The sequence below is a fragment of the Devosia sp. genome (assembly GCF_017307495.1).
GTDB lineage: Bacteria > Pseudomonadota > Alphaproteobacteria > Rhizobiales > Devosiaceae > Devosia_A.
The window spans coordinates 40,163-59,978 of the sequence record NZ_JAFKHE010000022.1 but is presented as its reverse complement, the minus strand read 5'-3'; the positions used below and the strand labels follow the sequence as shown (position 1 = coordinate 59,978).

The window sequence follows — 19,816 nt, the reverse complement described above, 5'->3', positions numbered from 1 at the left end:
AGGGTGAGCGGATCGGGCGAGGCGTTATCCTCCCCCGTCTACGGGCAGGGCCGTAGCATGTGGTCCGCGCAAACAAGAAAGGCCCCCTCACCCGGCCTTCGGCCGACCTCTCCCCCCAGGGAGAGGTGCCGCTGTGGCGCCGGCAGTGCCCCCTTTCACCTCTCCCTTGGGGGAGAGGTCGCCGCGCAGCGGCGGGTGAGGGGGCCTTTTCATGCGCTGCAACAGCTGCCGGCCTGCCACGTGCGATGGCCCTGCGTTTCCGGGGGGAGGATACCCCCACGTCCGACCTTGCCCTACAGCAGGATCTGCTTGTCCCCATCGGCTTCGTCGAGGCCCCAGCCATCGGGCAGCAGCCGGCCGAGCAGGGCGGCGACCTGTGCGACGCTGAACGGCTTCACCAGGATCTCCGAGACGCCGAGTTCCCGCGCCCGCGCGAAGGTTTCCCGGTTGGGGTAGGCGGTGACCATGACCACGGGGACGCGGCCGTTGGGCGGAAAGCGCGGATGGCGCACGACCTCGAGCAGCGCCGCGCCGTTCATTTCCGGCATGTACCAATCCATGAACACGATATCGTAGGGCGTGCCGAGGATGGCGCCGACCGCCGCGGCGGCGCCGGACTGCTCGTCGACGGCGACGATGCCGAGCCTTTTCAGCGTCGCGGCCATGGCCGAACGTGCATAGGCATTGTCGTCGACGATCAATGCCTTCAAATCCTGCGGAACGATCACCGGCGCACGGCCCCCCAGCCGATTCGCGTCGAAGCCACTATTGACCCGGAGACCGCCATGTCAACGCCGACCCTCGTTCGCTGCAGCTGGGCGGGCAGCGATGCCCTCTATATCGACTACCACGACCGCGAATGGGGCCGGCCGGTGGTCGACGACAACCGGCTGTTCGAAAAGCTCTGCCTGGAGGGGTTCCAGTCGGGGCTGGCGTGGATCACCATCCTGAGGAAGCGCGAGAACTTCCGGGCGGCCTTCCTCGGTTTCGAGATCGACCGGGTGGCGGCGATGGACGAGGCCGATGTCGAGCGGCTGGTGCTCGATGCGGGCATCATCCGGCATCGCGGCAAGATCGCCTCGACGATCAACAATGCGAAGCGGGCGCAGGCGATCCGGGCCGAGTTCGGCTCGCTCGCCCGCTACATCTGGCGCTTCGAGCCGGAACCGGTGGCCGGGCCGGTGACGCTGGGGCAGATTCCGGCCCAGACCGAGGCATCCAGGGCCCTGAGCAAGGACCTGCGAAAGCGCGGCTTCAGCTTCGTCGGGCCGACGACCGTGTACGCGTTCATGCAGGCCATGGGGCTGGTGAACGACCATGTCGAGGGCTGCTTCTGCCGGGCGGAGAGCGCGGCGGCGCGCGACGGGCTGGTGCGGCCGTAGATCCTCCCCTGCAACCGCAGGGCAATCGCATATGGGTACGGAGGTTGCGAGGTCGCCTTCTCCCCTTGCGGGAGAAGGTGCCCGAAGGGCGGATGAGGGGTCTGTCTCAGCCCTCGCCCTCGCTCGTCGTTTCACTCCGATCGCGCAGACTGCGTCTGCGAACCCCTCATCCGGCGCTGCGCGCCACCTTCTCCCGCAAGGGGAGAAGGAAGGCCGGAACCTGCTTCGCCGTATGCGATTGCCCCGCGTTTCACGGGGGAGGATCAGCAAGCCTCACGACCGGCTGAGGAACAACGCCATCAGCTCGAGGCCGCTGAGGCTGGCCACCGGCGGCAGGTTGTCGCCGGGAAGACGACCCCGTGCAGCCGGTTGGGACGGCTCGACGGGTCGTCGCGGGCGGCGGAAGATGGGGAAGCGTGAAGACAACATGGTTCGTTTCCGGACGCTTTGTGCGCCGGCTCCTTGATCTGATCGGTGGTGGCGCCCCAGAGACGAGCCGGGGCGCGGGTCAGTCCGGCAGGCCGATATCCCGGCGCAGCCAGGCCGGCAGGTCGGCCACCCGGCCGACCGGTACGGGCCTCAGCGTGCGCTTCAGCATCGCGTTGGCCTGCCGTCTGAGGACGAACAGGCGGAGCCGGTCGAGCGCCCCCAGTCTTCGCTCGTCCTCGGTGTCGAGCGCAGGCTCGATGCGACCATCGTGGTGGTCGCGCAGAAGGGTGATCATCTGTCCCTCGCGAATGTGTCGGGACAGGCCGCGGAGCCCGATGCTCCGCGGCGCTGCCCTCAGCGATAGTCCCAGTGGCTCCTGGGCTCGAGCACTTCGGGCAGCAGCCCGAGGTCGCGCCGGAGGTGGGATGGCACGGGGGGCGAGCCGCGCGACTTGAAGCGTCGCGCGGTGCGCGCCAGCTGGGCATTGGCCAGTGTCGTGACGACAGCTGAAACCAGGGCGCCGGCAATGCCGATATGGGTGCGCGCAGACGCGCGGGTGGAGCGTGCCGGAGCACGGTTCTGGACTTCGAGAGTCATGGCGTTGTCCCGGACGCAGGGCGCGACCGGTCCTCTGGTGACGAGATGGTTGGATGGCGACGCGAGCGGGACGGAAAACGCCCTGCGCGAGCCGGTTACTAGGCGGTAGGCTGGCTAGTTTGAGGCTGGAAGACGGGCCCCGGGGTGGGGCCGCACGCGCTTAGGCGCGCTGGAGTCCAGCTGGTCGAAGGCCAGGGCCGGTGACGTGAATGAACATGGTCATATGCACGCCTCCTCTGTTGCTGGCGTTGGACGGGTGGGCTGATACGCCCGATTCCGTTCGGCGCCAACCCCTATTGCGACAGGCTGACGCAGGCTGTAAGGCACTGTTGCCGTATCGACACACCTGCCTTCCTTGAGTCAAAGGGGGGTTTCCGTTAGGAACCAGCCTCAGATTCCGGGCTCACCCAAATACCGATCATGACCGACAAGAAGAAGCTCATCGCGCCGCGGCTGCCGCGCGGCTTCGAGGACCGTTTGCCCGCCGAGATCGCGGCCGTCGACGAGATGGTGCGCAAGATCCGCGCGGTCTACGAGCGCTATGGCTTCGATCCGGTCGAGACGCCGCTGTTCGAGTACACCGAGACGCTGGGCAAGTTCCTGCCCGATACCGATCGGCCGAACGCGGGCGTGTTCAGCCTGCAGGACGACGACGAGCAGTGGCTGAGCCTGCGCTACGATCTCACCGCGCCGCTGGCCCGGCACTTCGCCGAGAACTTCAACGACCTCGCCAAGCCCTATCGCAGCTATCGCGCCGGCTACGTCTTCCGCAACGAGAAGCCGGGGCCGGGGCGCTTCCGGCAGTTCATGCAGTTCGACGCCGACACGGTCGGCGCGGCCGGCCCCGAGGCCGATGCCGAGATGTGCATGATGATGGCCGACACCATGGACGCGCTCGGCCTCGCCGGGAAGTACGTGGTGAAGGTGAACAACCGCAAGGTGCTGGACGGGGTGCTGGAAAGCGTCGGGCTCGGCGCGGCCGACCCGGCCCGCAGCCTCGTCGTGCTGCGCGCCATCGACAAGCTCGATCGGCTGGGCACCGAGGGCGTGGCCGCCCTGCTCGGCGCCGGGCGCAAGGACGACAGTGGCGACTTCACCGAGGGCGCCCACCTCAACTCCGAGGAAATCGCCAAGGTGCTGCGCTACGTGCGCGCCGAAGATGCCGGCGACCCGCTGTTCGCGCGCCTGTCGGAACTGATCGAGGGCAATGCGCGCGGCACCGAGGGCGTGGCGGAGCTGCGCGCGATGGAGGCGCTGTTCATCGCCGCGGGCTACGGACCCGATCGTATTCGCATTGATTCCTCGGTCGTGCGCGGCCTCGAGTACTACACCGGGCCGGTGTTCGAGATCGAACTGACCTTCAGCGTCCAGAACGAGAAGGGGCAGGATGTGGTGTTCGGCTCGGTCGGCGGCGGGGGCCGCTACGACGGGCTGGTGTCGCGGTTCCGTTCGGAGCCGGTGCCGGCGACGGGGTTCTCGATCGGCGTTTCCCGCCTTGCCAATGCGCTGAAGCTGACGGGCAATCTGGGGGCGACGGAGCCGGTGGGACCGGTGGTTGTCCTCGTGATGGATAAGGAACAGGTCCCGCGCTACCAGGAGATCACTTCGCGACTTCGCAAGGCGGGTATCCGGGCCGAGATGTTCATGGGCAACACCAAGAATTTCGGCAAGCAGGTGGCCTATGCCGACAAGCGCAACGCCCCCGCCGTGATCATCGAAGGGTCGCAGGAGCGCGAGCAGGGCATCGTGCAGATCAAGGACCTGATCGCGGGCAAGGAAGCGGCCAAGGCGATCGCCGACAATGCCGAATACAAGGCGGCGCGGCCCGGCCAGTTCGAGTGCACCGACGCCGAGATCGTCGAGAAGATCTCGGCGCTGCCGGCGGTGGCCGCTTACCTCAGGGCGAATAAGTGAAGACAGCGTCGGAGCGATATGCCGCGCTGGTGCGGCTGGTCGAGTCGCGGACGGTGACCCGTGCGACGGTGCCGCTGCTGCTGCCGGCGGGCCCGTATTTCGACCTTGCGGGCGAGGAGTTCGGGCGCAACCTGCTGCTGACCACGACGAGCAACGGGCTGGAATACTGCCTGAGGCCGGATTTCACCCTGCCGATCGCGCAGCAGTACATCGAGGACGGCATGATCGGGGTGCCGTCGGCCTTCACCTATCTCGGCCCGATCTTCCGGCAGGAGCGCTCGACGCCGGTGGAGTTCGAACAGGCGGGGCTCGAACTGCTCGGCCAGCCGGACGCCGACAATGCGCTCGACCAGGTGCTGACCTTCGCGCGCTGGGCCCTCGCCATCTACGACATCACCTCGCCGAACGTGCGGCTCGGGGGCGTGGGGCTGTTCGAGGCCTTCCTCGAAGCGGCGGACGTGCCGCTGGCCTGGCGCAGCCGCATCCGGCACCGGTTCGGGCATCCGGAGGCGCTGGAGCGCCTGATGGAGCGCCTCGCCAATCCGGAAGAGAAGGTGGAGGGCCCTGCCCCGGACAGCCGCGACACGGTGATCGAGATCGTCACCGATGCCATGCTGTCGGGCGGCCTCAGCCTGATCGGCAGCCGCACGCCGGAAGAAATCGCCGACCGCTATCTCGAAAAGCAGGCGCTCGACGCCGCGCCCATCGCGCCCGAGACGGTGGCGCTGCTGCAGAACTACCTGTCGGTGGCCGAGAGCGCCGCGAGCGCGTTCGAGCGCATCTCGGACATGTGCCAGGAGGCCGGGTTCGACTTCGACGAACCGCTGTACCAGGTGCGCAACCATGCGGCGGCGCTGCAGGCGCTGTCGCCGGGCGCCGACGTGATCTTCGATGCGAGCTTCTCGCCGCGGCTCGACTACTATACCGGCATCGTGTTCGAGATGACCGGCACGGATGGCGAAGTGCTGGCTTCGGGCGGCGAATACGACCGCATGCTGGAGCGGCTGGGGGCGCCGGAGCCGGTGAAGGCGTCGGGCTGCGCGCTCTGGGTGGATCGGCTGGAGCGGGAGGCCTCGCAATGAACGGACTTCCGGGCGGACTGACCCTCGCGGTGCCCTCCAAGGGCCGCCTCGAGGAGCTGACGCGCAAGGCGTTCTCGACCTCGCGGCTCACCATTGCGCGGCCCGGCGGGGCGCGCAGCTATATCGGCTCGATCAAGAACCAGCCGCAGGTGACGGTGCGCTTCTATCCGGCGGCCGAGATCGCGCGCGAACTGATCCTGGGCGGCGTCGACATCGGCGTGACGGGATCGGACCTGATCCACGAGGCCTCCGAGAACGGCGAGGAGAACGTGCTGTTCGTGCGCGGGCTCGGGTTCGGCGAGGCCAATGTGGTGGTGGCGGTGCCGGACAGCTGGATCGACGTGCAGCAGATGAGCGACCTCGCCGACGTGGCCTCGGACTTCCGGGCCCGGCACGGGCGCTGGCTGCGGGTCGCGACAAAGTACGTGAACCTGACGCGCCGGCATTTCGCCAAGTACGGCATTGCCGAGTACCGGATCGTCGAGAGTGCCGGTTCCACCGAGGCCGCCCCGGCCGCCGGTTCGGCGGACCTGATCGTCGACATCACCTCGTCGGGCTCGACGCTTGCGGCCAACCAGCTGCGCGTGCTCGACGACGGGCTGATCATGCAGTCGGAAGCGAACCTGATCGTGTCGCGCACCGCCGACTGGACGCCGTTGCGCAAGGCGCAGCTGGAGGCGCTGCTGTCGATCATGGGCGGCGTGCCGCCGGGGATTTCCACCCTGCTTTGACGCTCGACCTGCTGACGCTTGTCGCCTTGGGCTTCGTCGGGTTGCTGGCGGGGTTCGTGGATGCCATTGCGGGCGGTGGCGGGCTGATCGCCCTGCCGGCGCTGCTGGCGGCGGGCATTCCGCCCGTCACCGCATTCGGCACCAACAAGGTGCAGTCGGTGGTGGGCACCGCCATCGCGGCGACCACGTACTGGCGCAAGGGCTTCGTCTCGCTCGAGGCGTTGAGCCTCGCCATCCCGCTCACATTCATCGGCGCCTTCCTCGGGGCGCTGTCGGTCAAGGCCGTGGATACGTCGTTGCTGTCGCTAGCCGTCCCGGTGGCGCTGATCGGCATCGCGCTCTATTTCGCCTTCGCGCCAAGGCTGACGGACGAGGACAGCCACGCGCGCCTCGCCTTCGCGACCTTCGCGCCGGTGATGGGGTTCGTCATCGGCTACTACGACGGCATTTTCGGTCCGGGCACCGGCTCGTTCCTGACGCTGGGCTTCGTCACCCTGTTCGGGCTGGGCGTCACGCGCGCCGCCGGACACACCAAGGTGCTGAACATGACCTCGAACCTGGGGGCGCTGGCGCTGTTCATCCCTTCGGGCGACGTGGTGTGGCCGGCGGCGGTCGCGATGATCGTCGGCCAGGTGGTCGGCGGCTATCTCGGGGCCCTGACCGGCATCCGGTTCGGGGCGAGGCTCATCCGCCCGCTGGTGGTGGTGGTGTCGATCCTGCTGGCGCTGCGCTTGCTGGTGTTCAGGTAGCGAGCGGCGGCAGCGATCACGGCCGCAGTTGCGGATGGGTCGCGAGGATGTTGCGGGCGATGGCGCGGAAGGCCTGCGCCTCGGGGCCGGCGGGCTCGGTGGCGACGACCGGACGGCCGGCGTCGGAGGTCTCGCGGATCGCCATGACCAGCGGGATTTCGCCGAGGAACGGGATGTCGAAGGTTTCCGCCGCGGCCCGGGCGCCGCCATGGCCGAAGATGTCGTAGCGCGTGCCGGTATCGGGGGCGACGAAGTAGCTCATGTTCTCGACGAGGCCGAGGATCGGCACGTCGGTGCGCAGCAGCATGTCCATTGCCTTCCTGGCGTCGATCAGTGCCAGGTCCTGCGGAGTCGAGACGATGACGGCGCCGAGCAGCGGCACCTGCTGGACCAGCGAGATCTGGATATCGCCGGTGCCGGGCGGCAGGTCGACGACGAGCACGTCGAGGCCGCCCCAGTCGCTTTCGCGCAAGAGCTGGCGGAGCGCGGACGTGGCCATGGGACCGCGCCAGACCACGGCCTGGTTGGGGGTCAGCATCGAGCCGATCGACATGGCCTTGAGGCCATAGGCCTCGTGCGGGGAAAAGATGCCGTCGTCGCGCACGGCCGGCTTGCCCTCGAGGCCGAGGAGCTTGGGGATCGAGGGGCCGTAGAGATCGGCATCGAGGATGCCGGTGCGCAGCCCTTCCGCGGCAAAACCGAGCGCGAGGTTCACCGCGACCGTCGACTTGCCGACGCCGCCCTTGCCCGAGCCGACCGCGATGATGTGGCGCACACCCGGAACCGCTTCACGCGGTGGCGGGCCGGGGCGGCCTTGCGCCTTGGCCTGGCCGGTCGCGGCCTGGGCGCGGTCGGAGGTGAGCGAGACCATGACCTTGCGGCCCTCGGCGACCCTGCTCGCGGCGGCCTGCGCAGCTTCGCGGGCCGGCCCGAACGCAGCCTCCATGCCGGGCGCGACGGAAATGGCGAAGGCCACGGCGCCGGTGGTGACGATGATCTCGCTCAGCCCTCCATAGCCCGAGAGCGAGCCGCCGCCGGGGATCTCGACGGCGCTCAGCGCGTTGCGGACGGCGGCGGCGATGAGTTCATTGGCCATGGGCTACTTGCGAATTGGGCCGAAGTCGTCGTCAGGATAGTGAATGGTCTCCTCACCGGGGCGACGAGCCCCAATGACGAGCAGTTCCACCGGCTCGGACGACATGTTCAGGATATGGTGGGCATTGGGTTCGCCGGCAACGAAGCCGACGAAATCCCAAGCCTTCATCGGGTGACTGCCATTATCATCGACCAGAGTTGCCTCCCCAGCGAGGACGACGACAAACTCATCCTCCGCCTGATGCCAATGGCGGGATGCTGTGCGCGCGCCCGGTGCAAGCGTTACGTGATTGACACCGAACTGGGTCAACCCCGCCGCCTTTGCCAGGCGTCTCTCGCCACGACCGCCGAACAAAGGCCCCTCGCCGAAGGTGAGGGGCAAATCCGCCAGGCGGCCGATGCGTGATTGCATCAGAGGATCGACTGTCCCGTGGCCTTCCAGTCCTTCACGAACTGCTCGAGGCCGGACTTGGTCAGCGGGTGGTCGGCGAGCTTGTAGATCACCGCCGGCGGGATGGTGGCGACGTCGGCGCCCGCGAGGGCGGCTTCGGTCACATGGTTGGCCGAGCGGATCGAGGCCGCGAGGATCTCGGTGGTGAAGGCGTAGTTGTCGTAGATCTGGCGGATGTCGCGGATGAGCTGCATGCCGTCGAGGTTGATGTCGTCGAGCCGGCCGATGAAGGGCGAGATGTAGGTCGCGCCGACCTTGGCGGCGAGCAGCGCCTGGTTGGGCGAGAAGCACAGCGTGACGTTGATCTTGATGCCTTCCTTGCTGAAGGTCTTGGTGGCCCGCAGGCCATCGATGGTCAGCGGCACCTTGACCACGACATTGTCGGCGATCTTGGCCAGCGTCCGGCCTTCGGCGATCATGCCCTCGTAGTCGGTCGCGGCCACTTCGGCAGAGACCGGGCCGGGCACGATCGAGCAGATTTCCTTGATCACTTCCTTGAAGTTCCGGCCCGACTTGGCGACGAGCGAGGGGTTCGTCGTCACCCCGTCCAGAAGGCCGGTTTCGTAGAGATCGCGGATATCCTTGATCTCGGCGGTATCGACGAAGAACTTCATTTTTCGTTCCCCTCCAAGAGGTCCTGTTTGTCTACTCAATAGGTAGTGGAAAATCGGCACGGAGCAAGGCCGCGCCGGGGTTCTTGATAGGCTTATCGCACGGCAGCGAGCAGTTTGTCGGCCAGCTCGCCGACCCGGTCCTCGGGGATGCCGGCGACGTTGATGCGGCTATCGTTGATCATATAGATCGCATCGTCGACCTTCAGTTTCGTGACGACGTCCTCAGGCAGGCCGAGCAGCGAGAACATGCCCGAGTGCTGGGCGATGAAGTCGAAATCCTTGGAATTCGAGCGCTGCCGGATGGCATCGGCGAGCTTGACGCGCAGGCGCTTCATGCGCTCGCGCATCTCTGTCAGCTCGGCTTCCCACTCGGCGCGCAGCTCCTTGTCCTCGAGGATGACGCGGACGACTTCGGCGCCATGGTCCGGGGTCTGGCTGATGGTGCCGCGGATGATGTTCTGCATCTGCGAGGAGACGACATCGGCGGTCTCGCTGTCCCTGGCGATGGCGATGGCGACGCCGGCGCGCTCGCGATAGAGGCCGAAGTTCTTGCTTGCCGAGAAGGCGACCATGCATTCGGGGAGGCTCGAGGCGACCTTGCGCACGCCATAGGCATCGGCCTCGAGCCCGTCGCCGAAGCCCAGATAGGCGAGATCGACCAGCGGGAAGGCACCGGTGCGCTTGAGGCTCTCGACTACCCTGTCCCACTGGACCGGCGTCAGGTTGGCGCCGGTCGGGTTGTGGCAGCAGCCGTGGAGCAGGACGATGTCGTTGCTGCCGAGGCCGTCGAGCACCTTCATCATGGCGTCGAAATCGACGCCGCGCGTGGTGGTGTCGAAGTACGGGTAATAGTGCACTTCCAGCCCGGCATTCTCGGCGAGCGGGATGTGGTTGGGCCAGGTCGGATCGGAAATGAAGATGCGCCCGCCCGGACGCGCCCGGCCGAGCACGTGCATGAGGATCATCAGCGCACCGGTGCCGCCGGCGCCGTTGACGGTGCGGATGCGCGACTTTTCGACGACGCCATCGAGCGCCAGATCGACGATGGCGGCGGAGAACTCCTTGTTGCCGACCACGCCCTTGTAGGTCTTGGTCTTGGCGGAATCGAGGATGCGCTGCTCGGCCTTCCTGACCGCCGACATGATCGGGGTATTGTTGCCCGGGTCTTTGTAGACGCCCACGCCCAGGTCGATCTTTCCGTTGCGGGGATCGGCGGCGTACTCGGCCATGAGCACGAAAATCTTGTCGAGCGTGGCCTTCTTGAGGGTCTCAAACATTCGCGGGGTTCCGGGGAGATTAGGCGGGGTGTTTATAGGCGGGATGAGCGGAATTGCAACGGGCGAAGCGCGGGGCTCTCGGTGGTCCTCCCCTGCGAAGCGGGGGAGGGGGACCAGCGAAGCTGGTGGAGGGGGCGAGGCTGGACTCGGTGCCCGGGGCCGCCCCCTCCACCGCCTTCGGCGGTCCCCCTCCCCAGTGCTCCGCACAGGGGAGGATCACCGAGAACTCAGCGTTTCAGCCCCTCGATCAATTGCGGCACGATCTCGAACAAATCCCCCACCAGCGCGATGTCGGCGATCTTCATCAGCGGGGCTTCGGGGTCCTTGTTGATGGCGATGATCTTCTTGGCGCCCTGGATGCCGGCGAGGTGCTGCAGGGCGCCGGAAATGCCGATGCCGATATAGAGGTCGGGGGCGATGATCTTGCCGGTCTGGCCGACCTGCCAGTCGTTCGGCGCGTAGCCGGCATCGACGGCGGCCCGGGTGGCACCGACGGCGGCGCCGAGGACGCGGGCGAGATCCTCGACCAGCGCGAACTTTTCGGCCGAGCCGAAGCTGACGCCGCCGGCGACGACGATCTGCGCGGTCGAGAGTTCAGGCAACTCGCTCTCGGTGCGGTGCGCGGCGATGAACTTTGCGACGGCGGCGACTGCGGGGTTCACCGCATGCACAGGGGCTTTGTTGCCACCGGCGGCCGGGCGGAAGGCCGAGGCGCGGATGGTGAGGAGGTGCTTGGCCTCGCCGGACGACACCGTCTCGATGGCGTTGCCGGCGTAGATCGGACGGTCGAAACGGGTGGGGCCATGGATGGCGATTACGTCGGTGACCGGCATCAGGTCGAGCTGGGCAGCGAGGCGCGGAATGGCGTCGCGGCCGGTCGAGGCAGAGGCCGCGACGATGTGGCTGTAGGGCTCGGCCAGTTCGGCGAGCAGCCTGGCCACGGCTTCGGCCGAGAGCGAGGCGAGCTCGGCGCTGTCGGCAACGAGAACCTTCTCGACGCCGGCAATCGTGGCGGCCTCGGCAGCGACGGCGGAGAGGCCCTGCCCGGCGACTAGCAGGTCGACCGGACCGAGCTTTTCGGCGGCGGCGACGATGCGTGCGGTGGACGCAGAGAGCTTGCCGAGATCATGCTCGGCGAGGACGAGGACAGCCATCAGCGCGCCTCCAGTTCGGAGAGTTCGGACCTGATGGCGCTTGCCAGCTCGGCCACCGAGGCGACGGTGCGGCCACCCGGCCGCTCGGCCGGCGGGCTGACCTTCTCGACCTTCAGGCGCGGCGTCACATCGACACCGAACGCGGCGACGGGGCGAACGGCGAGGGGCTTGCTCCGCGCCTTCATCACCATGGGCAGCGCAGCGTTGCGCGGGGTGTTGAGGCGCAGGTCGGCGGTGACGATGGCGGGGAGTGCTACGCCGATGGTCAAGCGCCCATAGTCCACTTCGCGAGTGACCTCGAGACCGCCGTCCACGACCTTGATCTCCGACGCGAAGGTCGCCTGCGGCCAGTCGAGCAGGCCGGCGAGCATCTGGCCGACCTGGTTGGAATCGTCGTCCACCGCCTGCTTGCCGAGCAGCACCAGGTCGGGCTTTTCCTCGGCCACGACGGCCTTCAGGAGCTTGGCGACAGCAAGGGTCTCCACGCGACCATCAGCCTCGATGAGCAGGCCGCGATGCGCGCCCATGGCGAGGGCAGTCAGGATCACGTCGGTCGACTGCTTGGGGCCGATCGAGACTACGACGATCTCGCTCGCGTGGCCGGCTTCGGCGAGCTGCACCGCGGCCTCGACGGCGTGCTTGTCGAACGGGTTCATCGACATGCGCACATTGTCGGTCTCGACGCCCGAACCATCCGGGCGGACCCGCACGCGCACGGCGTGGTCGACGACGCGCTTGACGGCAACGAGGATCTTCATCGGTTCCCTCCGCGATTGGCCGGTCTTTTGCAGATATGGCCGGGGCGAGCAAGTTCGGGCGGGGAATATCTGACTACGCCGAAGGCCTGAGGGAGAAAGGCGTGCCAACGGGTTGACGCCCCCTGCGCCGCCCCGGCACAGTGCGGCTTTACTGGACCCAGGTTACTCCATGCCCGTCATCAACCGCATCGCGGAATTCGCCGACGAAGTCGCCGAATGGCGCCGCGACTTCCATGCCCATCCCGAACTCGGCTACGACCTGCCGCGCACCTCCGGCCGGGTGGCCGAGCTGCTCAAGGGCTTCGGCGTCGACGAAATCCACACGGGCATCGCGCAGAGCGGCGTGGTCGGGGTGATCAACGGGCGCGGACCGGGCCGGACCATCGGGCTGCGCGCCGACATGGATGCGCTGCCGATCAACGAGCGCACCGGCGTGCCCTATGCCAGCCAGGTGGCGGGCCGCATGCATGCCTGCGGGCATGACGGCCACACGGCGATGCTGCTCGGCGCAGCCAGGTACCTCGCCGAGACGCGCAATTTCGACGGCAGGGCGATCCTGCTGTTCCAGCCGGCGGAGGAAGGCGGCGCCGGCGGCAAGGCCATGGTGGAGGCCGGCGTGATGGACACATTCGGCATCGAGGAAGTCTATGGCGTGCACAACATGCCGGGGCAGGCAGCCGGCAGCATTGCGCTGCGACCCGGTGCGCTGATGGCGGCGAGCGACGCGTTTGACATCGTGGTCGAGGGCAAGGGAGGTCACGCCGCCTGGCCGCAGAACACCATCGACCCGGTGATGATCAGCGCGCAACTGATCCTGGCGCTGCACACCATCGTGTCGCGCAATGTCGATCCGATCCAGTCGGCGGTGCTGAGCGTGACGATGCTGCACGGCGGCGAGGCGTTCAACATCATCCCGCGCTCGGTGAAGCTGACCGGGACGGTGCGCTCGCTCAACGACGAGGTGCGCGACCTGATGGAAACGCGACTGCGCACGGTGACCGAGGGCATCGTCGAGACGTTCGGCGGCAAGGCCGAGATCGACTACCGGCGCGGCTACCCGGTGACGATGAACGCCGAGGACCAGGCCGCCTATGCGGCGAGCGTGGCCGAGCAGGTGGCGGGCGCCGAGCGGGTGGACGCCAGTATCGACCCCAAGATGGGCGGCGAGGATTTCTCCTACATGCTGCAGGCCCGGCCGGGCGCCTATGCCTTCCTCGGCAACGGCAACAGCGGCGAGCTGCACTCGGACACCTACAACTTCAACGACGAAGTCATCCCGGTGGGGGTGAGCTACCTGGTGAAGCTGGTGGAGAACGCCCGGTAGGCTGGTGCGTGGGGCTCCCCTCACCCCAGCCCTCTCCCCGGAGGGGCGAGGGGGCGATGTGGCACTGCCGCTTAGTCTATCGTCCCCTCGCCCCTCCGGGGAGAGGGTCAGGGTGAGGGGCGCCAAGGGCACCATAACCTTCAAACCGCTTCCTTCCGCTGCCGCCCTGTCCGATAGTTGGCGTCCTGCCAATCGATTCCAGCCATGATTTCCTCCATCGCTGCCGGCACCATAGCCCGCCGCACCATCGTCACATTGCTGATCTCGGCGGCGGGCGGCGCGGTGGCGGCGCTGCTCGGGCTGCCGGCGGCGTGGCTGATGGGGGGCGCGCTGGCGGTGGCCGTGGCGGCGCTGGCGGGCGTGCCGGTCATGCTGCCCAACTGGCTGCGCGACACGGCGTTCGTGCTCACCGGCCTGTCGATGGGCGCGAGCGTCGCCCGCGATTCGCTGGCGCTGATGGTGCAGTGGCCGGTAACGCTGGCGGCGCTGGCGCTGGAGATGGTCCTGATCATCAGCCTCACCGGCCTGCTGCTGCGCAAGCTGTTCGGACTGGACCGCGGCACGGCCTACCTCAGCTCGTTCCCGGGACACCTGAGCTTCGTGATGTCGATCGCGGCGGCGGGGCTCGGTGACACGCGGCAGATCATCATCATCCAGGTGATCCGCATCCTGCTGCTCACCATCTGCGTGCCGATCGGCGCGATGTTCCTGCCGATCGGGCATTTCGAAGGCAGCGCGGGGCCGCCGATGGAACCGGCAACCCTGGTCTCGGTGGCGATCGCCTGCGGCGTCGTCGGCTTCATCTTCACGCGGCTGCGCATTCCGGCCGGCTATGCGCTCGGCGCCATGGCGACCTCGATCAGCGCCAAGTTCGCCGGGCTGTTCGAGGGGCAGATCCCGCCGCTGTTCCTCGTGGGGGTGTTCATCATGATCGGGGCGCTGATCGGCTCGCGCTTTTCCGGCATCACCATGGCCGAGTTCAGGAGGGCCGCGATCGGCGGGCTGGCCGGGACCGCCCTGACGGTGGCGATCGTGACCGTCATCGCCTTCGCCGTGCTGCCCTTCGTCGACATGCCGTTCGGGCAGATCTGGCTCGGGCTGTCGCCGGGGGCGCTCGAGGGCATGGGCGCGCTCGGCATCGCGCTCGGGTTCGACACGGCCTTCATCGCGGCGCACCATGTCGGCCGGCTGCTGCTGCTGACCTTCGCGATTCCCCTGGTGGCGATGCTGGTGCGCCAGAAGGAACTGCCGTAGCGCTGCCGCAATTGTCGAGGCAAGTGCCGGTACGGACACGGAGATTCCCCATGCTGCGCCCCCTGCCCCTGATTGCCATCCTTGTCGGCCTTGCGGCCACGCCGGCGCTGGCGCGGGAGAATTGCGAGCTCAACGACAACCGTCCGGGGCTGAAGATCGAGTTCGGCTTCTCGATCGGCGGCAAGCCGGGCGGCGACAGCTTCGATCCCGAGATCGCCAAGATCGAGCTGAGGAAGCGCGGCGTCGACGCCCGCTCGGTCAGCATGGCGTCGGACGGCTGCGTCGAGGCCTTCGTGCAGTACCCCGACGGCTCGTGGCACAGCGACTACTACGATCCGGATACCTGGCGGCGGGTGGATTAGCTCCCCTCCCCCTTGCGGGGAGGGACAGGGGTGGGGGTCCATCGGGGCTAGCCGCACCACCCCCTCCCTCAGTCCCTACTCTTAGGGGGAGGGAGGCGCAGAAGCCTCACCGCTTCCGCTTTCCCCCGAACGCCACCTTCATCTCGGCCGTGTCGAAGAACGCAAAGCCGTTGGCAGCGAGCCTCAGCTTGCTCTTCCGGCGCTCTGCACCGTGGGAGATTTCCAGCGGCTCCACCCCCTCACCCCCCGTCAGCGTCACGGTGACCGGCTCGGCCGAGAGGTTGAACAGGCAGGTCAGCGTCTCGTTGCTGGCTTTTGACGCAAGGCGACGGAAGGCGAGCAGCGGTTCGCCGACCTTGAGGAACTCGACGTCGCCGTCGGCCAGCACCGGGTGGGCGCGGCGGAAGGCCAGCGCCCTGCGGTAGAAGTTCAGCGTCGAGCCCGGGTCGGCATTCTGGGCGGCGACATTCAGCGCGGAATGGTTCGGCTTGACCGGCAGCCACGGCCTGGCGGTGGAGAAGCCGTTGGGCGCCTCGCCTTCCTCCCAGGGGATCGGGGTGCGGCAGCCGTCGCGGCCCTTGTATTCGGGCCAGAAGCGGATGCCGGGCGGATCGGTCAGTTCCTCGAACAGGATGTCGGCCTCGGGCAGGCCCAGTTCCTCGCCCTGGTAGAGGCAGACCGAGCCCTTGAAGCTCAGCAGCATCGCCGCCGCCTGGCGCGCAAGGTCGCCGGCATCGGCCGAGTACGGGGCCCAGCGCGACATATGGCGGATGACGTCATGGTTGGAGAAGGCCCAGCACGGCCAGCCGTTCGGCGCGCCGGCAAAGAACTTCTGCTGCCGCGAGCGGAAATGCTCAGCGGTGAACTCGGGGCCGAGCATGTCGAAGGTGTAGGCCATGTGCAGCTTGTCGCCGCCCGAGGTGTACTGCTCCATCAGCTGCAGGCCGCGATGGCTGTCGCCGATCTCGCCCACCGTGGTGGCGCCGGGATACTGGTCGAGCAGCTTTCGCACCCGCTTGAGGAACTCGAGGTTCTCGGGTTGGCTCTTGCTGAAGCGGTGCTCCTGCATGTCGTAGGGGTTGACGGCGTAGGGCAGGTGTTTCGGCCGCCTGGCCGGCGGATTGTTCCTGAGTTGTTTGTCGTGGAAGTAGTAGTTCACCGTGTCGAGGCGGAAGCCGTCAACGCCGCGCTCGAGCCAGAAGCGCATCACGTCGAGCAGCGCGTCCTGTACCTCCGGGTTGTGGAAGTTGAGGTCGGGCTGCTCGATCAGGAAATTGTGGAAGTAGTACTGGCCGCGCGACGGATTCCATTCCCAGGCGCGCCCGCCGAATACCGACGGCCAGTTGTTTGGGGGCGAGCCGTCCTTCTTGGGATCGGCCCAGACATACCAGTCGGCCTTGGCGTTGGTCCGGTTGAGCCGGCTCTCGCGGAACCAGGGATGCTGGTCGGACGAGTGCGACAGCACCTGGTCGATGATGACCTTGAGCCCCAGTGCATGGGCGCGCTTGATCAGGTCGTCGAAGTCCTCGAGGCTGCCGAACAGGCGGTCGACTTCCTTGTAGTCGGAAACGTCGTAGCCCATGTCCTTCTGCGGCGACTGGTTGATGGGGCTCAGCCAGATCGCGTCGACCCCGAGGCTGGCGATATGGTCGAGGCGCCGCATGATGCCGGCGAGATCGCCGACGCCATCGCCATTCGTGTCCTGAAACGAGCGCGGGTAGACCTGGTAGATCACCGCGCCACGCCACCAATCCGTCATCGAAGTCTCCGCCGAAGGGTTGGCCGCAGTGTCGCGACCGAAGCGCGGAAAGGCAATGGCGTTCGGGGCATGGCGGTTCCCCCGCCAATTGCGGCGCAGTCGGGTTCGGCGCTAACATTCCGCCCGGTGCGCGCACTGATGCTGGGGGAGCAGGATGCAGCAGATTGATATCAACTGGCTGGCCGTGATCGTCGCGGCCATCATCCGCATGGCGGTGGGCTTCGTCTGGTATTCTCCGCCCGTGCTGCTGAAGCCGTGGCAGGCGCTGACCGGCGTCACCCCCGAGACGATGCGGGCCGGGATGGGCAAGGCGATCGGCATCGACGTGATCGCGTCGCTGGTGATGGCCTTCATCCTGCTGCACGCGGTGACCTATGCCGGAGCGACCAACATCTTCACCGGCGCGGCGGTGGGCGCGCTCAACTGGCTCGGCTTCATGGCGACGCTGATGATCTCGCTGTGGGGCTACGAGAACCGCTCGCCCAAGCTGATCGCCATCAACCTGGGGAACAACCTCATCGCGCTGGTGCTGATGGGGGCGCTGCTGGCGGTGTGGAAGTAGAGAGCGGCATGTCCTTCATCCCGCCATCGGCGGTGGAGGCTTTCACCACACTCTCAGTCGTCATCCGCGGACTTGATCCGCGGACCCAGCGATATCGGCGGCATCGCATGGGTCCCCGGGTCAAGCCCGGGGATGACGACCGATGGGTTGGTTGGTACTGGCCCGAATAAGCACCGAAAGCTGGCGTTCAGCCCTCGTACGCCACCGAGGGGATCTGCGTGGCGAACTTGCCGCCCGAGCAGTCGATCGAGGCGCCGGTGATGTAGGCGGCAAGGTCCGAGGCGAGGAAGCAGATCAGGTTGGCGACGTCCTGCGGGTCACCCCAGCGGCGCAGCGTCAGGGTGTCGAGCAGGCGCTGCTGGCGGGCGTCGGGCAGGTTGGCGTAGCCGTTCATCTGGGTCGGGATCATGCCCGGCGAATAGGAGTTCACCGTGACGTTGAACGGTCCGAGTTCACCTGCGAGCACGCGGGTGAACTGCACCACGGCCGACTTGCTCGCGGCATAGGCGGCGCTGCCGATCGAGGGAATGATGGCAGCAAAGGACGCGGCGTTGATGATGCGGCCGGAGGCCTGGCGCTGCATGATCGGCGCCACCGCCTGGCACATCAGGAACAGGCCCTTGGTGTTGGTGTCGAAGTTCGCGTCCCACACCGCCTCGGGCAGCTTGTCGACGCGCGCGCCGGCCGCGACGCCGGCATTGTTGACGAGGATGTCGACGCGGCCGAACTGCTCTGCGATGGCGTTGACCGCCGCCGTGACCTGGGCCGCCTCGCGCACGTCGCAGAGCACGCGGGTGCCGGGCCAGCCGGCCTCGGTCCACTCGACCGCGGCATCGTCGAGCAGGTCCTGCTTGAAATCGAGGATGACGACCGTCGCGCCCTCGCGGGCCAGCGTACGGGCGATGACCCGGCCGATGCCGCGCCCGGCGCCGGTGACGATGGCCACCTTGTTGTTGAGATCGATCAGCACTGCAGTTCCTCCCCTACTACTGCCCCCTCCCCAGGGGGATCGTTCTTGTTCCACCAACGGTTCTGGCCGGTCTTACCCATCCATCACCGGGTCATCCCCGCGAAAGCGGGGACCTCCGTTCGCGATCGTGCCCCTTGCACCGAACAGAGGTTCCCGCTTGCGCGGGAATGACTCAGTGGGTGGGGCAAGCCAAGGCCGGTGCGCCGCCTCTCCTACGAGGCGCCGCCTTACCTAGACCACCGCGCTGAGCAGCGGTTCGCCGTCGAAATGGGCGACGAGGTTGGCGACGACGAGGTCGCCCATCTTGTCGCGCGTCTGGTGCGTGGCGCTGCCCTGATGGGGCGACAGCACGACGTTGTCGAGCTCCCAGAAGCCCGGATCCATCGCCGGCTCCTTCTCGAACACGTCGAGCGCCGCGCCACCGAGCTTCCAGCCCTTCAGCATCTCCAGCATTGCGGCCTCATCGACCAGCGTGCCACGCGCCACGTTGACGAGGTAGCCCTCGGGGCCCAGCGCCTCGAGCACTTCGCGATTGACGATCTGTTCGGTGCCCTTGCCGCCGGGGGCGATCAGCACCAGCCAGTCGCTGTCGCGCGCCATGTCGACGAGGTTGTCGTAGTAGATGTAGGGCTCGTCGGCCTGGCGCTTGCGGCCGTGATAGACGACGCGCATGCGCATGGCCTGGCAGCGCGTCGCGATCTCCTTGCCGATTCGGCCCAGCCCGAGGATGCCGACGGTCTTGCCGTTGAGCTCGGTCTGCAGGCGGTAGCCGACCTTGGCCCACTTGCCTTCGCGGACGAAACGGTCGGCCTGCGGGATGCGGCGGGCGAGCGCGATCATCAGCCCGATGGTCAGCTCGGCGACGGCGTCGTTGAGCACGTTGGGGGTGTTGGTGACGCGGATATTACGGTCCCTGGCGGCCTTGGTGTCGATCGAGTCGTAGCCGACGCCGAAATTGGCGATGATCTCGAGTTTGGGCAGCCGGTCCATCAGCGCCCCGTCGACGTTGCCGCCGGCGACGGCGCGCACCCGACCCTCGACTTCGGCGAGCAGCGCGTCCTTGTCCGCGGCCATGTGCAGCTTGTGCACGGTGAAGCGCTCGGCCAGCGCCTTCTCGCAGCGGTCGTGCAGCTTGTGTGTCTGGAGAATCTCTTCCGGCATGGGCCCCTTCCCTCGTTGGCGGGTGTTGTATGGTAGTTTGTCGCGAGGGTGAAGGCGACATTGGTGGGATGCAGCCGCCTCCCTCCCCCTTGAGGGGAGGGATCGAGGGAGGGGGTGGGGCGGTTGCGCCCGTAGTCCGCCGCACGACCCCCACCCCCAGCCCCTCCCCTCAGGGGGGAGGGGAGCCAGAA

At 67.4% G+C, this 19,816-nt stretch carries 21 protein-coding genes; 9 read left to right on the top strand and 12 right to left on the bottom strand.

Annotated features, from left to right (window positions below):
* Window positions 1-293: 293 nt before the first annotated feature.
* The gene (locus J0I99_RS14240; protein WP_291394101.1) at window positions 294-728 is read right to left on the bottom strand and encodes a response regulator; all 435 of its coding nucleotides are present in this window, start codon (window positions 726-728) and stop codon (window positions 294-296) included.
* A 57-nt stretch (window positions 729-785) separates the two neighbouring features.
* On the opposite strand from J0I99_RS14240, the gene J0I99_RS14235 reads away from it, so the two are divergent.
* Complete coding sequence (locus J0I99_RS14235) at window positions 786-1,382, top strand: DNA-3-methyladenine glycosylase I (RefSeq protein WP_291398359.1); 597 nt, start codon at window positions 786-788, stop codon at window positions 1,380-1,382.
* A 508-nt stretch (window positions 1,383-1,890) separates the two neighbouring features.
* On the opposite strand, the gene J0I99_RS14230 is transcribed toward J0I99_RS14235, so the two are convergent.
* Together J0I99_RS14230 and J0I99_RS14225 are read right to left on the bottom strand one after the other, a co-directional pair.
* Window positions 1,891-2,106, bottom strand: coding sequence for a hypothetical protein (locus J0I99_RS14230; protein WP_291398358.1), 216 nt, complete (start codon window positions 2,104-2,106; stop codon window positions 1,891-1,893).
* Window positions 2,107-2,165: 59 nt separating this feature from the next.
* Window positions 2,166-2,408: a hypothetical protein gene (locus J0I99_RS14225; protein WP_291398357.1), complete on the bottom strand. Its 243-nt coding sequence runs from the start codon at window positions 2,406-2,408 to the stop codon at window positions 2,166-2,168.
* Window positions 2,409-2,828: 420 nt separating this feature from the next.
* Here J0I99_RS14225 and hisS point away from each other — a divergent pair, with 420 nt between their 5' ends.
* Genes hisS through J0I99_RS14205 form a run of 4 tightly spaced genes read left to right on the top strand, consistent with a single transcriptional unit; the run spans window position 2,829 to window position 6,884 of the window.
* The gene (gene hisS / locus J0I99_RS14220) at window positions 2,829-4,322 is read left to right on the top strand and encodes a histidine--tRNA ligase (RefSeq protein ID WP_291398356.1); all 1,494 of its coding nucleotides are present in this window, start codon (window positions 2,829-2,831) and stop codon (window positions 4,320-4,322) included.
* Complete coding sequence (locus J0I99_RS14215) at window positions 4,319-5,404, top strand: ATP phosphoribosyltransferase regulatory subunit (RefSeq protein WP_291389519.1); 1,086 nt, start codon at window positions 4,319-4,321, stop codon at window positions 5,402-5,404. The genes hisS and J0I99_RS14215 overlap by 4 nt, the downstream gene beginning before the upstream one ends.
* Window positions 5,401-6,135 carry an ATP phosphoribosyltransferase gene (gene hisG / locus J0I99_RS14210; RefSeq protein ID WP_291389518.1) on the top strand — a complete coding sequence of 245 codons (735 nt, stop codon included), beginning with the start codon at window positions 5,401-5,403 and terminating at the stop codon, window positions 6,133-6,135. Before J0I99_RS14215 ends, hisG begins: the two co-directional genes overlap by 4 nt.
* Window positions 6,132-6,884, top strand: a complete 753-nt coding sequence (locus J0I99_RS14205; protein ID WP_291398355.1) for a TSUP family transporter — start codon at window positions 6,132-6,134, stop codon at window positions 6,882-6,884. Before hisG ends, J0I99_RS14205 begins: the two co-directional genes overlap by 4 nt.
* Window positions 6,885-6,900: 16 nt before the next feature.
* Here J0I99_RS14205 and J0I99_RS14200 read toward each other — a convergent pair whose 3' ends face one another.
* The 6 genes from J0I99_RS14200 to J0I99_RS14175 all read right to left on the bottom strand — a co-directional run bounded on the left by J0I99_RS14200 (window position 6,901) and on the right by J0I99_RS14175 (window position 12,233).
* Window positions 6,901-7,980 (bottom strand): Mrp/NBP35 family ATP-binding protein, encoded by a 1,080-nt coding sequence (locus J0I99_RS14200; RefSeq protein WP_291398354.1) that lies wholly within the window; start codon window positions 7,978-7,980, stop codon window positions 6,901-6,903.
* A 3-nt stretch (window positions 7,981-7,983) separates the two neighbouring features.
* Window positions 7,984-8,391 carry a cupin domain-containing protein gene (locus tag J0I99_RS14195; protein ID WP_291398353.1) on the bottom strand — a complete coding sequence of 136 codons (408 nt, stop codon included), beginning with the start codon at window positions 8,389-8,391 and terminating at the stop codon, window positions 7,984-7,986.
* Complete coding sequence (gene fsa / locus J0I99_RS14190) at window positions 8,391-9,044, bottom strand: fructose-6-phosphate aldolase (protein WP_291398352.1); 654 nt, start codon at window positions 9,042-9,044, stop codon at window positions 8,391-8,393. Before fsa ends, J0I99_RS14195 begins: the two co-directional genes overlap by 1 nt.
* A 92-nt stretch (window positions 9,045-9,136) precedes the next feature.
* Window positions 9,137-10,321: an amino acid aminotransferase gene (locus tag J0I99_RS14185; RefSeq protein ID WP_291398351.1), complete on the bottom strand. Its 1,185-nt coding sequence runs from the start codon at window positions 10,319-10,321 to the stop codon at window positions 9,137-9,139.
* A gap of 227 nt (window positions 10,322-10,548) precedes the next feature.
* Entirely contained in the window at window positions 10,549-11,475 is a 927-nt protein-coding gene (locus tag J0I99_RS14180; RefSeq protein WP_291398350.1) for an FAD-binding protein, read from the bottom strand.
* A complete protein-coding gene (locus tag J0I99_RS14175; protein WP_291398349.1) occupies window positions 11,475-12,233 on the bottom strand; it encodes an electron transfer flavoprotein subunit beta/FixA family protein in 759 nt (252 codons plus the stop codon). The genes J0I99_RS14180 and J0I99_RS14175 overlap by 1 nt, the downstream gene beginning before the upstream one ends.
* A gap of 169 nt (window positions 12,234-12,402) precedes the next feature.
* On the opposite strand from J0I99_RS14175, the gene J0I99_RS14170 reads away from it, so the two are divergent.
* The 3 genes from J0I99_RS14170 (at window position 12,403) to J0I99_RS14160 (ending at window position 15,173) form a co-directional block, all read left to right on the top strand.
* Complete coding sequence (locus J0I99_RS14170; RefSeq protein ID WP_291398348.1) at window positions 12,403-13,557, top strand: M20 aminoacylase family protein; 1,155 nt, start codon at window positions 12,403-12,405, stop codon at window positions 13,555-13,557.
* A 204-nt stretch (window positions 13,558-13,761) separates the two neighbouring features.
* Window positions 13,762-14,811: an AbrB family transcriptional regulator gene (locus tag J0I99_RS14165; RefSeq protein ID WP_291398347.1), complete on the top strand. Its 1,050-nt coding sequence runs from the start codon at window positions 13,762-13,764 to the stop codon at window positions 14,809-14,811.
* 50 nt (window positions 14,812-14,861) lie between these two features.
* On the top strand, window positions 14,862-15,173 hold the full coding sequence (locus J0I99_RS14160; protein ID WP_291391896.1) for a hypothetical protein: 312 nt from the start codon (window positions 14,862-14,864) through the stop codon (window positions 15,171-15,173).
* Window positions 15,174-15,279: 106 nt separating this feature from the next.
* Here J0I99_RS14160 and J0I99_RS14155 read toward each other — a convergent pair whose 3' ends face one another.
* Entirely contained in the window at window positions 15,280-16,932 is a 1,653-nt protein-coding gene (locus tag J0I99_RS14155) for an alpha-amylase family glycosyl hydrolase (protein ID WP_291398346.1), read from the bottom strand.
* Window positions 16,933-17,086: 154 nt separating this feature from the next.
* Between J0I99_RS14155 and J0I99_RS14150 the strand changes: the two genes are divergently transcribed.
* Window positions 17,087-17,494 (top strand): DUF1761 domain-containing protein, encoded by a 408-nt coding sequence (locus J0I99_RS14150; protein ID WP_291398345.1) that lies wholly within the window; start codon window positions 17,087-17,089, stop codon window positions 17,492-17,494.
* Between the two features lie 187 nt (window positions 17,495-17,681).
* Here J0I99_RS14150 and J0I99_RS14145 read toward each other — a convergent pair whose 3' ends face one another.
* A complete protein-coding gene (locus J0I99_RS14145) occupies window positions 17,682-18,464 on the bottom strand; it encodes an SDR family NAD(P)-dependent oxidoreductase (RefSeq protein WP_291391893.1) in 783 nt (260 codons plus the stop codon).
* A 231-nt stretch (window positions 18,465-18,695) separates the two neighbouring features.
* Window positions 18,696-19,625, bottom strand: a complete 930-nt coding sequence (locus J0I99_RS14140) for a 2-hydroxyacid dehydrogenase (RefSeq protein WP_291398344.1) — start codon at window positions 19,623-19,625, stop codon at window positions 18,696-18,698.
* Between the last annotated feature and the right edge of the window lie 191 nt (window positions 19,626-19,816).